This window comes from Pseudomonas fluorescens, assembly GCF_000967965.1.
Taxonomy (GTDB): Bacteria; Pseudomonadota; Gammaproteobacteria; order Pseudomonadales; family Pseudomonadaceae; genus Aquipseudomonas; species Aquipseudomonas grandcourensis.
Genome location: NZ_LACC01000026.1, coordinates 1 through 14534, shown reverse-complemented (window position 1 = coordinate 14534; position 14534 = coordinate 1). Strand labels below are relative to the sequence as shown.

Annotated in this window: 10 protein-coding genes; all 10 read left to right on the top strand. The window is 62.5% G+C overall.

Annotated features, from left to right (window positions below; all coding sequences use genetic code 11):
* The 10 genes from VC35_RS21190 to VC35_RS29095 all read left to right on the top strand — a co-directional run bounded on the left by VC35_RS21190 (position 1) and on the right by VC35_RS29095 (position 14478).
* Positions 1–1740, top strand: coding sequence for an OmpA family protein (locus tag VC35_RS21190; protein ID WP_046042389.1), 1740 nt, complete (start codon positions 1–3; stop codon positions 1738–1740).
* Positions 1741–1755: 15 nt separating this feature from the next.
* Positions 1756–2247: a type VI secretion system tube protein TssD gene (gene tssD, locus VC35_RS21185; RefSeq protein ID WP_046042388.1), complete on the top strand. Its 492-nt coding sequence runs from the start codon at positions 1756–1758 to the stop codon at positions 2245–2247.
* Positions 2248–2397: 150 nt separating this feature from the next.
* A complete protein-coding gene (gene tssH, locus VC35_RS21180) occupies positions 2398–5040 on the top strand; it encodes a type VI secretion system ATPase TssH (protein ID WP_046042387.1) in 2643 nt (880 codons plus the stop codon).
* Positions 5037–7463, top strand: a complete 2427-nt coding sequence (locus tag VC35_RS21175; protein WP_046042386.1) for a type VI secretion system Vgr family protein — start codon at positions 5037–5039, stop codon at positions 7461–7463. Before tssH ends, VC35_RS21175 begins: the two co-directional genes overlap by 4 nt.
* Positions 7460–8260: a toxin Tle1 chaperone Tla1 gene (locus VC35_RS21170; RefSeq protein ID WP_046042385.1), complete on the top strand. Its 801-nt coding sequence runs from the start codon at positions 7460–7462 to the stop codon at positions 8258–8260. Before VC35_RS21175 ends, VC35_RS21170 begins: the two co-directional genes overlap by 4 nt.
* Before the next feature lie 5 nt (positions 8261–8265).
* A complete protein-coding gene (locus VC35_RS21165) occupies positions 8266–8787 on the top strand; it encodes a Tli1a family immunity protein (RefSeq protein WP_046042562.1) in 522 nt (173 codons plus the stop codon).
* Complete coding sequence (locus VC35_RS21160) at positions 8775–11087, top strand: T6SS phospholipase effector Tle1-like catalytic domain-containing protein (protein ID WP_046042384.1); 2313 nt, start codon at positions 8775–8777, stop codon at positions 11085–11087. Before VC35_RS21165 ends, VC35_RS21160 begins: the two co-directional genes overlap by 13 nt.
* Entirely contained in the window at positions 11074–11637 is a 564-nt protein-coding gene (locus VC35_RS21155) for a Tli1a family immunity protein (protein WP_080925356.1), read from the top strand. The genes VC35_RS21160 and VC35_RS21155 overlap by 14 nt, the downstream gene beginning before the upstream one ends.
* On the top strand, positions 11625–13928 hold the full coding sequence (locus tag VC35_RS21150; protein WP_046042383.1) for a T6SS phospholipase effector Tle1-like catalytic domain-containing protein: 2304 nt from the start codon (positions 11625–11627) through the stop codon (positions 13926–13928). Before VC35_RS21155 ends, VC35_RS21150 begins: the two co-directional genes overlap by 13 nt.
* The gene (locus VC35_RS29095; protein WP_080925355.1) at positions 13915–14478 is read left to right on the top strand and encodes a Tli1a family immunity protein; all 564 of its coding nucleotides are present in this window, start codon (positions 13915–13917) and stop codon (positions 14476–14478) included. The genes VC35_RS21150 and VC35_RS29095 overlap by 14 nt, the downstream gene beginning before the upstream one ends.
* The last annotated feature ends 56 nt before the right edge of the window (positions 14479–14534 follow it).

Below are 14534 nucleotides of genomic sequence, written 5' to 3'. Positions count from 1 at the left end.
ATGACGCTCAAACTCAAACAAGGGCTCTGGCTGTGGGCAGGGGCGCTGGCCTTGATGCTGCTGGCGATCATCCCGCTTGGCGGATGGACGCGTGTGGTCGGGGTCTTGATCGTTGTCGGCAGTGTTGCGCTGGCGTGGGGCCGGGCAGTGCGTCAGGCAGCGCTGCAACGGGACCTGCCCGGTTCGCTCGATGATTTCGCAATGCCACCGGCGAACTACCGCCATCCTGTGGTGCTGGTCTGTGGCGACGGCCTGTCCGGCCTGTTTGGCGAGGGGGGCGCCGATCATCCTGCGCAGCGCTTGACCGAGCAGGGATGTTACTTGCGGGTCTCCCGTGTGGAACAGCTGCCGGGGCTGGTCGACAGCATCATGACCTTGCGTCCCCAGTGGGGCGGACAGCTCAGTGTGATGTTTGTCGTCAACCCGGGCGAGCACACCAATGCCGGGGTGCTGGCCGGGCAGGTGCGCACCTTCAATCATCAGGTCGCGCTGACGCGCAAGCGCGGCTTTAGCTTGCCGTTGATGCTGGTCAGCTATCTGCAGTCCCCTGCAGCCAAAGGGGCCTGGTTCAGTTGGGGCGCCGGCCAGGACCGCTGCAACATTCTGCAGGCGGGGACCAGCTTCAGCCCGAACGACTGGTACCGGCAGTCCGCTTGCAGTGAAGTCCATACCCAACGTTTGCAGGCCGGCATCCAGCTCAACAGTGCAGCTGCCTGGCTGGACGAACATGTCCTGGCGCACTTCACCCGCCGTGAAGGTCGCCACGCTATCGGCCTGCCGCTGGTGTGGGCCTGCACCCTGGTGCCGACACTGCCCGGTTATGTGCCCGGCAACTTGTGGCGGCAATGGCAGCGGGACAAGACCGCGCTGCTGGACGCCGATGGCGCTATACAGGAAACGGGGGAGCCGTTGCCGTTTCCTGACCCTCTGCTGAGTCTGCTGCCCCGGCAGCCTCAACCATCACCCAAGCGTGGCGCAATCGTGATCGCGGTATGGGGGTTCACGTTTGCCACCGTTGTCGCCCTGATCAGCTCGGCCTGGCAGAACACCTTGCTGCTGCGCCAGGTCAGTGACGACCTGCGGCGCTACACGTCCATTGCCCCGCCGACGCGTCTTGAGCAAGCCGAATTCGCCCGGCGTGAGGATGCGTTGAACGTGCTGCGCGAGGACGCGGTTCGCCTTGACGCCTACTACCGCCTGGGCGCCCCCATGGCTCTGGGTTTTGGCCTGTATCACGGCGAGCGCCTGCGTGACCGGGTGTTGACGACCATAGCCGATCACAAGCAACCGTCGACCCGCCCGCTGGCGGCACGTACCGCGCGAACGGTGCGCCTGGACAGTCTGTCGCTGTTCAGCAGTGCCAGCGCCCGGCTCAAGCCCGAATCAACCAGGGTGCTGATCGATGCCCTGGTCGGCATCAAGGCCCAGCCTGGCTGGCTGATCGTCATCGCCGGGCATACCGATGCCGTGGGCAGCGACGAACACAACCTGCACTTGTCCCGTGCTCGGGCGGCAGCGGTACGTGAGTGGATGCAACGCATGGGCGGCATCCCCGACAGCTGCTTCGCGGTGCAGGGCTTTGGCAAGAGCCAGCCAATCGCGAGCAATGACACCGAGGCGGGGCGTCAGGCCAACCGTCGCGTCGATATCCGTCTGGTGCCGGAAGCGGGGGCCTGCGCGCTACCCACGGCCGGGGCCGACGTTCAACTCCCTGCCGCAAACGCGGCATTTGTGTACTGAGAAAAGGAGCTTCACATGGCAATTCCCGTTTACCTGTGGCTGAAAAATGACGGCGGTGCGGACATTAAAGGTTCAGTGACCGTGCAAGGTCGCGAAGGCAGTATCGAGGTGGTCGCTCACAACCACAGCGTCTACATCGCCAGCGACGATAACACCGGAAAATTGACCGGTACGCGGACCCATGCTCCGTACGTGTTCACTAAGGAAATCGATGCTTCCAGCACATACCTCTATAAGGCTGCTACTACAGGCCAGACACTCGAGAGCGCCGAGTTCAAATTTTATCGCATCGACGACGCTGGCCAGGAAGTCGAGTACTACAACACCCTGCTTAAAAAAGTGAAGGTAGTGAAGGTCGAGTCGAAAATGCACGACGTCAAAGATCCGGACAAGGCGAAACTCAACCACCTGGAAGAGGTTGAGTTGCGCTACGAGGAGATCTTCTGGGACTTCAAGGACGGAAACCTCAAACACGACGATAAATGGGACAAACGTAGTAGAGGGTAACGTTGAATAACCAGCAGGCAGGCCTCTGCCTGCTGGTTCCGGTGCACTGGGTTGAGCGTCTGTGCGCGGACGTTCAACCCAGCCCATCCCGACACTTTCCATCGCCCTGACCGACTATCCGCTGACCCTTCAGCACAAGGACGTACCTCCATGACCGACAACTCCACGCGCCTGCTTCGCCGCCTCAATCCTTACTGCGCCCAGGCGCTCAGTGCAGCGGCCTCCTTGTGTCAAAGCCGAGCCCATGGGCAAATCAGCATCGAACACTGGCTGCTCAAGTTGCTGGAGCAGGGCGAGGGCGACCTGACCCTGATCGCCCGTCGTCATGAATGGGACATGGACGCACTGTGGCGCGGTCTGCTTGACCATCTCGACAGTCTGCCGCGCAGCGTGCAAGGCAAGCCGCAGTTGTGCGGCAAGTTGCACAAACTGATCGAGAGCGCCTGGTTGCGCGCGTCGCTGGAAGGGCATGACAGCTTGCGATCGGCGCACCTGCTGGGCGCGCTGCAGGACAGTCCGCAACTGCTGGATAGCGATGCGGCCTGGCTAATGCTGAGCCTCAGTGAAATCCAGTTGCAGCAGCTGTCGACGCTGCTCGATCAACACTCCGAAGAACGCCCGCAAGTCCAACAGCAAAGTGCGTTGGACCAGCCCCCGGCGTTACCTGTCCCCGGAGCTGCCGTGCACGATGCCTTGCAAGCGGTACTGGACAGGTTCACCCAGGACATCACCGCCAAGGCGCGGGCCGGGCAGATCGACCCGGTGTTCGGGCGTGACGATGAAATCCGCCAGGTCATCGACATCCTCAGCCGGCGGCGCAAGAACAACCCGATCCTCGTCGGCGAGCCCGGCGTCGGCAAGACCGCGCTGGTCGAAGGCCTGGCCCTGCGCATTGCCGATGGCAACGTGCCGGACAGCCTCAAGGCAGTCAGCGTGCGCACCCTGGACCTTGGCCTGCTGCAAGCAGGCGCCGGGGTAAAAGGCGAATTCGAACAACGCCTGAAAAACGTCATTGACGCCGTGCAGCAGGCGGCCAACCCGGTGCTGCTGTTCATCGACGAGGCTCACACCCTGATCGGCGCCGGTAACCAGGCGGGCGGGGCGGATGCGGCGAATCTGCTCAAGCCGGCCCTCGCGCGAGGCGAATTGCGCACCATCGCCGCGACCACCTGGAGCGAATACAAACAGTACTTCGAGCGCGATGCCGCCCTGGAGCGGCGCTTCCAGATGGTCAAGGTCGACGAGCCGGACGATGCCAGCGCCTGCCTGATGCTGCGCGGCCTCAAGGCCCGTTACGCCAGCCATCACGGCGTGCACATTCAGGACGCGGCGGTGCAGGCCGCGGTCAGCCTGTCGCGGCGCTACCTCACGGGCCGCCAGCTGCCGGACAAGGCCGTCGACCTGCTCGACACCGCCAGCGCGCGGGTGCGCATGAGCCTCGACTGCGAGCCCCAGGCACTGGTGCGGCTCAAGGCCCGGCATGCCGCGCTGGAGCTGGAGCGGCGCGCACTGGAACAGGATGTGCAACTCAATGGCAGCGACTTGAGCGAACGATTGACGCTGATCGCCGGGCAGCAGGTCGAGCTGCAACAACAGCAGGATGACCTGCTGCACCAGTACCGCTACGAACTCGACCTGACCTGTCAATTGCTCGATGCCCGTCAGGCTGAACCGGTCCGCAGCGACCTCTGCGCGAAACTGCAGGAGCAATTGCTGCGGGCCCAGGGCAGCCAGCCAATGCTGTCCCTCGACGTCGATGCATGCAGCGTTGCCGAAGTCATCGCCGACTGGACCGGCGTGCCCCTGGGCAGTTTGCTCAAGGACGAACAGGCCAGCCTGCTGGACCTCGAACAGCAACTGGCCGAGCGAGTGATTGGCCAGGACCATGCCCTCGGTGCCCTGGCGCAGCGCCTGCGCGCGGCCAAGACCGGCCTGACCGAAGAGCAGGCGCCGCTCGGGGTATTTTTGCTGGTCGGCACCAGCGGCGTCGGCAAGACGGAAACCGCCCTGGCGCTGGCGGACTGCTTGTTCGGTGGCGAAAAATCGCTGATCACCCTCAACCTGTCCGAGTACCAGGAAGCCCATACCGTCAGCCAGCTCAAGGGCTCGCCACCGGGTTACGTCGGTTACGGCCAGGGCGGCGTGCTCACCGAAGCGGTGCGCCAGCGGCCCTATAGCGTGGTGCTGCTGGATGAAGTGGAAAAGGCCCACCGCGACGTGCTCAACCTGTTCTACCAGGTGTTCGACCGCGGCTTCATGCGTGATGGCGAAGGACGTGAAATCGACTTCCGCAACACTGTCATCCTGATGACCTCCAACCTCGGCAGCGATGAGCTGCAAAACGGTCTGCGCGAACAGCCCGAAGCCAGCGACAGCGACTTGCACGAATGGCTGCGACCGCTGCTGCGCGAGCACTTCCAGCCGGCGTTGCTCGCCCGCTTCCAGACCCTGATCTACCGCCCGCTGCTGGCCGACGCGCTCAAGCATATCGTCGCCTTGAAACTTGCCAAGGTCGCCAGGCGCCTGCACAGCCATTACGGCCTGACCTGCCAGGTCGAGGATGGCCTGCACGATGCATTGGTCGCCGCCTGCCTGCTGCCCGACACCGGTGCGCGCAACATCGACAGCCTGCTCAACCAGCAGATTCTGCCGGCGCTCAGCCAACAGCTGCTGCAGCGTCAGGCCGCCAAATACAAAACCCTTGGCGTGACCCTGGGCTTTAGTGAAGAGGAGGGCATCACGCTGCAATTCACCGACGGACCTTCAGTCGTTGCACCTGAGGGCCGAGCATGAACCCTGTCTTCGGCCACAACCGCCACACACTCAAGATCGACAAACTCGACACCCACCTCGACGTCCTCACCTTCGAGGGCCATGAGTACCTGAGCCAACCGTACCTTTACCGCATCGAATTCACCGCCAGCGACCTCGACATCGGCGCGGAAAAATTCATCGGCCAGTACGCCGAGTTCAGCCTGTACGACGCACCGTCCAACGTGCCCGTGTTCGACTGGGAAGTGCCCAAACCGCCCAAGCCCCTGCGCACCGTCTATGGCCGCATCACCGCCTGCCAGCGCCTGTCCGGCTCAATCGACGAAGCCCGCTACGAAGTCACCCTGCAACCGCGCCTGGCCCTGCTCGATCGCGGCCAGCAAACGCGGATCTATCAGCACCAGTCCGTGCCAGACATCGTCAAAAGCATTCTGCGCGACCGCCACGGTCTGGACACCGGGCACTTTCGCTTCAACCTCAAGCGCGAGTACCCGCCGCGCGAGCAGGTGATGCAGTACCAGGAAAGCGACCTGGCTTTCATCAGCCGGATCCTGGCCGAGGTCGGCATCTGGTACCGCTGCATCCAGCACGAAGAGCTCGCCTTCGACGTCGTCGAGTTCTGCGACGACCAGCGCTGCTACCAGTTCGACGTCGAACTGCCGCTGCGCTCGCCGTCGGGCTTCAGCAACAGCGTCGAGGACAGCGTCTGGGCCCTGCAAACCCGGCATAAGGTGGTGGAACAGCAAGTTAGCGTGCGCGCCTATCACCCCGAGGACAGCCGCGCCTACCTCGACGGCGAGGTCGACCAGACCCTCGGCGAGCCCACCACTCACGGCGTGGCCACGACCCGTGGCGTCGCCGATAACACCTACGGCGACGCCTACCACTACGCCGAACCCTACCGCGTGCTCGGCAAGTCCCACCTGCGCGACGAAGACCTGCAAAGCGAAAGCGGCTTTTTCTATGCGCGCCTGCGCCACGAACGCTACCTCAACAACCAGACCCACCTGAGCGGCACCAGCAGCAGCGCCACCCTGGCCCCCGGCCAGGTCCTGACCATCAGCGGCGACGCCCCCAAGGCCTTCGCCTCCCGGGTGGTGATCACAAAGATCACCACCCGCGCCGCCCGCGACCGCAGCCTGACCTGCGATTTCGAGGCCATGCCCTACGCCTTGCGCCTGTGCTTTCGCCCAGAGGTCCCACCCAAACCACAGATCGCCGGCACCCTGCCGGCACGCATCACCCACCCCCAGAGCAACCCCCTCTACACCGAAATCGACATGCAAGGGCGCTACCGGGTCAAGTTCCTCTTCGACCGCGACACCTGGCCCGCCGGCCGCGAAAGCAAATGGCTGCGCCAGGCCCGCGCCTACGCCGGCGACACCTACGGCCTGCACCTGCCACTGATCGCCGGCACCGAAGTGGCCATCGCCTTCGAGCAGGGCGACCCGGACCGCCCCTACATCGCCCACGCCCTGCACGACGATCAGCACCCGGACCTGGTGACCCAGCGCAACGACCACCGCAACGTGCTGCGCACGCCGGCCAACAACAAGTTGCGCATGGATGACACGCGGGGGCAGGAGCACGTCAAGCTCAGTACCGAGTATGGCGGCAAGAGTCAGCTGAATCTGGGGCATCTGGTGGATGGCCAGCGGAAGAAGCGGGGGGAAGGGTTTGAGCTGCGTACGGATGATTGGGGCGCCATCAGAGGCGGCAAGGGCGTCTTCATCAGTGCCGATGCGCAGCTCAAGGCGCAAGGCCCGGCGCTGGATATGGCGCGTGCATCCAACCAGATCGACGGGGCGAAACAGCAAATTGCCGACTGGCAAACCATCGCCCAGGCCCACCACAGTCGTCAGCCGGGTATCGACGGTCTGCAGCAATTGCAAGCCGATACTCAAGATCTCAAAGCCCCGGCGATTCTACTCAGCGCGCCTAACGGCATCAGCGCGGTGACACCCGCCAGTGCGCTGTTGAAAAGCGGTGATTCGTTTTATCTGCAAAGCAACAACGAGATCAATCTGGCCGCTGCTCAACGCTTGTCTGCCCACGCCAATCAAGGCATTTCCCTGCTGGCCCAGCAGGAAGGCATGCGCCTGGTGTCAGGCAAGGGACCGCTGGAAATTGAATCCCATGGCGACCTGATGAACCTGATTGCCCAACACGACATCACCATGCAATCGGTGCAGGGCCATCTGCAACTGACGGCCAGAAATGGCATCACCCTGGGCTCCGGCGAAGGCTGTATCCGGATTACCCCGCAGGGCAGGATCCAATTCCTCAGTCCAGAGGTGATCGACTTCTACGGGCGATGCATTTTCAGTCCGCCCGCCGGCGAAGCGTTTCCGTTGCCTGAACTGCCAGGCTCGGTGTGCAAGGCGTGCCTGAAGAAGGCTCAGGCGAAAGCTCAGGGTTTCGTTCTCAGGGAGGCACGAGGATGACGGCTGTTGCTCACACAAATTGGCTGGAGCTGCTGGAAGTCTCCTGCGCCAAGGCCTCTATCAGCTGCCTGGACGTCATCATCGACCAGGCGGGCAGCGCCACCCCGTGGCTGCCCAGCGTGCTCAGTGTCGAACCGGCGATTCCCTGGCATTCATTGTTCACCGGGTTACCGGAGGCCGGTGCCGATGAACTGGCTCCGTTGTTGGTGCGCATCGATCTGGCGCAGCCACTGCAACGGCAATGGCTGATCGGGTTGATGCAGGCGCTGCGGGGTGGCTCGCAACTGTTGGTGCTGGCCTCCCATTGGCCTTTCCAGCACTTGGCCGAGTGCCTGGGGCGCTGCCTGGAAGCCGTCAACGGCGGCTACCCGGGACTTCTGCGTTACTACGATCCGCGGGTATTTCCGTTGCTGTTCAGTCACGTGCTTGAACCTGCTCAACAGCACATCCTGCTGGCCCCGGCGGTGTTCTGGAGCTGGCTCGATCGCGATGGCTCACCGCAGCGCCTCCTGGGGAGCAGCCAACCGCCGGAAAGGCCCGAGTGTTTCAGCCTCATCGAACTCAGTGACGATCAATTGGACATCCTTGGGTGTGTCAGCGATGCCACTTTGGTCGTGAAACGACTGAGGGATGCCTTTCCTTTGGAGTGGGGCGCCGAACGTCGTTTCCGCGCTTGCTACGTGGCCATGATCGAGGCAACTGAAGCCGGGTTGCTATCTGAGTCTCAGCGAGAAGCCTTTGTTCTTGAAAAGGTGCGAACCACAGGAGTGGAGTCACCGTGGAAACCCGCGAAATGAAGCCTATGCCTAAATCATCAGTCGCTAGTCATTGGGGGACAACCTTTTGCGTTCTGATCGGTGCTTTGTTTGCTCAAAGCACCCAGGCCAGCACGCTCGAAGCCATCAATCACACCCATTGGGCTATCAACCAGTTCAGCGTTAATGGCCGCTCGGGTCTGGATGCCATTGGTCCGTACCAAGGCGGGGGTGGGGGATGTTGTTACATCGCGCCTTCGCGTTGGCAGCCGGGGATGACAGTACGGGTCGACTGGGAAACAGGAGCTGGTAGCACGGCGGGGTACCCCGGCTTTGGTGATTGGCCCAAGTATCTGGCTTGGGTTGACAAAATCGAGGCTCAGAAACGTCGGCACAGCAAGAAGGTTCCTGTTCCCGACTACACCGGCCAGAAAGTCTGCGGCCTCACCGTGCACTTCCTGCCCTGCGATGAGCTGCAGGTCACCACCTCCTGCTACGCCTACGGCAGCCCCGAATACCCGATCAAGACCCCGTTGCAATTGCCGGAGCCCTCGTCATGTCCGAAGTAAAACACGCCCCCGTCTGGTACCCGCCGCAGTTCCCATTGCAGGGCCGCTTGCCAACCCGGGCCGCGCAGGTTCATCAGAATCAGCATCGCCAGAACAGTCAGGAGCATGACTACCACGACGCCTTGAGCATCGCGGCCGGTCGCCGGGTGTTGCCACCCTGCTGCAAGACCGTGCACATCAGCCTGTTTTTCGACGGCACCGGCAATAACCTCAACAACGACCTGTACCTGTCCAACCCCAAACACCCGACCAACGTCGCGCGTTTGTTCCGCGCCAGCATTGGCGACGGCCATGCCGGCGGCACCGCTCACGGTTCCAGTACCGCCCGCGGCCTGACCGACGCACCAGGCACCGGCAATGGCCAGTTTTTCAAGTACTACATGCCCGGCGTCGGCACGCCCTTTACCGAAGTCGGTGATCTGGACTACTACTGGATGGGCCTGGCGCTCGCCAGCTATGGCGAGGAACGCATCAACTGGGCGCTGATGATGATCCTCGACGCCCTGCGCCGTACGCTGGGTCAGCCGCGGCTGGACAACACCAGTTTGCTGGCGGCGGTCCGGGCCATGGGCAGCCTGCCGGGGCTGGAGTGGGCGACCGGTTCCGGCAACCGCCTTCGTGAGTTTTACAAACAGTTCTCCGCCCTGACTCGGCCGTTGCGCATCGCCCTGCAGCAGCACCAGCCCGGGCAGGTCAAGCTGCTGGGGCTCAAGCTTTATGTGTACGGATTTTCCCGCGGTGCGACGGCGGCGCGAGCGTTTGTCAGTGCGCTGAACCAACTGTTGGCCCGGGCCACGCAGAGCCTGAGACTGCTCGACCTGCACTTGCCGGTGAGCGTGGAATACCTCGGGCTGTTGGACACCGTGGCCTCGGTGGGGCTTGCCGATATCATCCCGGGGGCGAACGGCCATATGAGCTGGGCCGATGGCAATCAGCAGTTGCCCGCCAACCTGGTCAAGCGCTGTTTGCACCTGGTGGCCAGTCATGAGCAGCGATTGTGTTTTCCGTTGGAGTCGATTCGCCGTGCGCAGGGGGGCTACCCGGCGAACAGTGTCGAGGTGATCTACCCGGGGGTGCATTCAGATCAGGGTGGAGGGTATCCGCCTGGGGATCAGGGGAAGGCTTTTAGCGTGGACAGCATCGAGGGGGACGGTCTGTTGTTGTCGCAGATCGCCTTGCATGATCTGTATGCCGACGCGTTTGCTCATGGCGCACCGTTTAAAGTACCTAAGGATGCCCTACCTATAGAGTTACGCCAGGACTTGTGGCGGGCGATGGAATTTGATTTGCAAGAGCAGTATGACGTTTCTGAAATTTTGGTGAGCCGCTTCAACGCTTGGCGGCAGGTGACTCTCGCCCTTGAGCCCGCACTGGCCCCGCTTACCCTCCAACAAATCGAACACTACGAGCCACTCCTCGCCAGCGAAAGTCTGGAGCAGGCCCTGCAAACCCAGTTGGGCTGGATCACCGCCTGGCGCATCGACCGCTATGGGTTCGGCAGCCTGATCGGCACCGACTTCTACCGCGAGGCCAGCGACAAAGAAGCCGACCCGCAAGAGCGCAAGGACGCCGAGGACAAGCGCGACGCCAAGCAGAAAGAAGTCGAAGACCGGCGCAAGCTACAACACAACCGCGAACGCCGGGAGGATGTAGCAAAAACGCCGTTTGAACCCGGGGTCAAGGACTTCGATGCCGACATGGCGCAAACCCAGTTGCGCGAAGCCGCCGAGGAGTTCGCCGCGGCCTACCGGAGCCCCGGATCGCCGCGCACCATCGCCCGGCGCGTGGTCCTGCTGGCGCTGGGTCAGCAACCCTATCAGGCCTATGAAGGTATTCTTGCCGAGCATCTGCGCATGAAAGCTGCGGGGCGAGCCTTGGTCAGCCGGTTGTTCCCGGCCCCCAGCGACTGGGGCAACCACCGCGACGAACACACCCGCGGGCATGTGGCTGAACACCTCAACGCTGCGCAGCCGGAGGGCCTGCTGCGCGCCCTGTTCGACGATCAGGTCCACGACTCCCGGGCCTGGTTTCTCTATAACTTGGGGCGTGAGCCCGGAGGTCACTATTTCAACGAGCGCATGGTGTTCTTCGGTGACCTCGGCCGTCGGGATCTGGCGCTATATGGAGAAGAGGGTGCCGTTCAACTGGCGGGGGGCAAGACCGTACCCACGTCCGAGTCCGTTCGTTCAACGCCACCGGTGATGGATGCCGAGCGCCTCGCTGAAGTCCATCGCGCCATCGACGCGATCTGGGATGCCTATGACGCTAGCGGCGGCGAGGTGAACGATGCGCTGGTCTGAGTTGGCTGTCCGCCATTCGCGACAAAGAGTCGACATCAGGCTCACGAGGCGCCCGTTGCTCGGCACCCTGTGGGGCCTCGCCGTGACCTTGCTCACGCAAACCGTCCACGCCAGCACGATCGAAGGCATCAACCATACCCATTGGGCGATCAACCGATTCAGCGTCGATGGACGCTCGGGCATCGACATTATCGGCGCGTACCAAGGTGGTGGCGGTGGGTGTTGTTACATCGCGCCGTCGCGCTGGCAACCGGGGATGACGGTGCAGATCGATTGGGAGACTGGAGTGGCTTATCCCGATGGGTTCCCCGGTTTTGCTGATAGGCCCAAGTACTTAGCTTGGAGAGATGAAATGCGCTCCTATAAACGCCAACACACCCAAGTAGTCCCCATCCCCGACTACACCGGCCAGAAAGTCTGCGGCCTCACCGTGCACTTCCTGCCCTGCGATGAGCTGCAGGTCACCACCTCCTGCTACGCCTACGGCAGCCCCGAATACCCGATCAAGACCCCGCTGCAATTGCCGGAGCCCTCGTCATGTCCGAAGTGAAACACGCCCCCGTTTGGTACCCGCCGCAGTTTCCGCTGCAGGGCCGCTTGCCCACCCGGGCCGCGCAGGTTCATCAGAACCTGCATCGCCAGAACAGTCAGGAACGTGACTACCACGATGCACTGTGCATCGCGGCAGGTCGCCGCGTACTGCCACCCTGCTGCAAAACCGTGCACATCAGCCTGTTCTTCGACGGCACCGGCAATAACCTCAACAATGACCTGTACCTGTCCAACCCCAAACATCCGACCAACGTCGCGCGTTTGTTCCGCGCCAGCATTGGCGACGGCCATGCCGGCGGCACCACCCACGGCTCCAGCACCGCCCGCGGCCTGACCGATGCGCCAGGCACCGGAAACGGCCAGTATTTCAAGTACTACATGCCCGGCGTCGGCACGCCGTTCGCCGAAGTCGGCGACCTGGACTACAACCTGTTCGGCCTGGCGGGCGCCAGCTATGGCGAGGAGCGCATCAACTGGGCGCTGATGATGATCCTCGACGCCCTGCGCCGTACGCTGGGTCAGCCGCGGCTGGACAACACCAGTTTGCTGGCGGCGGTCCGGGCCATGGGCAGCCTGCCGGGGCTGGAGTGGGCGAGCAGCTTCGGTATTCGCCAGCGCGAGTTTCAAAAGCAGCTCAGCGCCCTGTCCCGACCATTACGCATCGCCCTGCAGCAGCGCCAGCCCGGGCAGGTCAGACTGCTGGGGCTCAAGCTTTACGTGTACGGGTTCTCTCGCGGTGCCGCGGCGGCGCGAGCGTTTGTCAGCGCACTGAATCAGCTGTTGGCCCGGGGCACGTCGAGCCTGAAGCTGCTCGATCTGGAGTTGCCGGTGAGCGTGGAATACCTCGGGCTGCTGGACACCGTGGCCTCGGTGGGTCTTGCCGATATCATTCCGGGGGCGAACGGCCATATGAGCTGGGCCGATGGCAATCAGCAGTTGCCCGCCAGTGGGTTGGTCAAGCGTTGCCTTCATCTGGTCGCCAGCCATGAGCAGCGGTTGTGTTTCCCGCTGGAATCGATTCGCCGTAAGCAGGGGGGGTATCCGGACAACAGTGTTGAAGTGATTTATCCGGAGGTGCATTCGGATCTGGGTGGAGGGTATCCGCCTGGGGATCAGGGGAAGGCTATTGGAAGGGATGACCGTCTGCTGCTGTCCCAGATTGCTTTGCACGATCTGTATGCCGATGCTTTTACTCATGGTGCACCCTTAAAAGTTCCGCCACCTTCCTTGCCAGTAGACATGAGCCATGAGTGTTGGCGAGCGATGGAGGCTGATGTTGAAGTAGAGTTCGGTGTGTCTCCAACTCTGATAACTCGCGTCAACGCCTGGCGACAGGTGACTTTGGGCCTCGACCCCGCACTTCGCCCACTCTCCATCGAACAATCCGAACACTATGGACCACTCCGCGCCAGCGAAAGCCTGGAACAAGCTCTGCACGCGCAAGTGGGCTGGATCACCGCCTGGCGCATCGACCGTTATGGCTTCGCCAGCCTGATCGAAACCAATTTCTACCGCAAGGCCAGCGACAAAGAGGCTGATCCGCAAGATCGCAAGGCGGCCAAGGCCCGGCGCGAAACCGAGCAGCAGAAAATTGAGGCCCAACGGAAGGTGCAACAGCTTCTCGAACATCTTGGGCGTACCGAGAAAGCGCCGCAGGACCCCGGGGTCAAGGACTTCGATGCCGACATGGCGCAAACCCAGTTGCGCGAAGCCGCCGAGGAATTCGCCGCCGCCTACCGGGGCACCGAAAAGCTGGGCAATATCGCGTTGCTCATGCTCCAGCTGGCGCTGCCCCAGTTCTCGTTTCTGTCCACCGAATTGGCCCGTGCCGAGCGCCAGCGCATCAAAGCCGCGGGACGAACCTTGGTCAGCCGGTTGTTCCCGCCTCCCACGGACTGGGGCAACCACCGCGACGAAAACACCCGAGGGCATGTGGCTGAGTACCTCAACGCCACGCAGCCCGAGGGTCTGCTACGTGCCCTGTTCGACGATCAGGTCCACGACTCAAGGGCCTGGTTTCTCTATAAGTTTGGGCGTGAGCCCGGAGGTCACTATTTCAACGAGCGCATGGTGTTCTTCGGTGACTTCGGCCGTCGGGATCTGGCGCTGTATGGGGAAGAGGGTGCCGTTCGACTGGCGGGGGGCACGACCGCACCCGCTATCGAGACTTCACCTTCAACGCCACCGGTGATGGACGCCGAACGTCTCGCCGAAGTGCATCGAGCCATTGATGAGATCTGGGACGCTTATGACGCCAAGGGCGGTGAGGTTAACGATGCATTGGTTTGAAGTGACGTTTCGCCGTGCAGTAAATGCAACTGGCTCAATACTCACGGGGCGCTCGCTGCTTGGCGCCCTGATCGGACTTGCCCTGACGGTGCAGACAGAATTCGTCCATGCAAGCACCCTCGAAGCGATCAATCATACCCATTGGGCCATCAACCAATTTAGCGTCAATGGCCATTCGGGGCTGGACATCATCGGTCCGTATCAAGGAGGGGGCGGGGGGTGCTGTTACATCGCGCCTTCGCGCTGGCAACCGGGCATGACAGTACGCGTCGAATGGGAGACGGGAGTTGCTTATTCGTATGACAATCCAGGTCTCTCCGATGAGGCTAAATACGACGCCTGGCTTGACAAAATCGATGCGCGAAAACGCCAACACACCCAAGTAGTCCCCATCCCCGACTACACCGGCCAAAAAGTCTGCGGCCTCACCGTGCACTTCCTGCCCTGCGACGAACTGCAGGTCACCACCTCCTGCTACGCCTACGGCAGCCCTGAATATCCGATCAAGACCCCGTTGCAATTGCCGGAGCCCTCGTCATGTCCGAAGTGAAACACGCCCCCGTCTGGTACCCGCCGCAGTTCCCGTTGCAGGGCCGCTTGCCAACC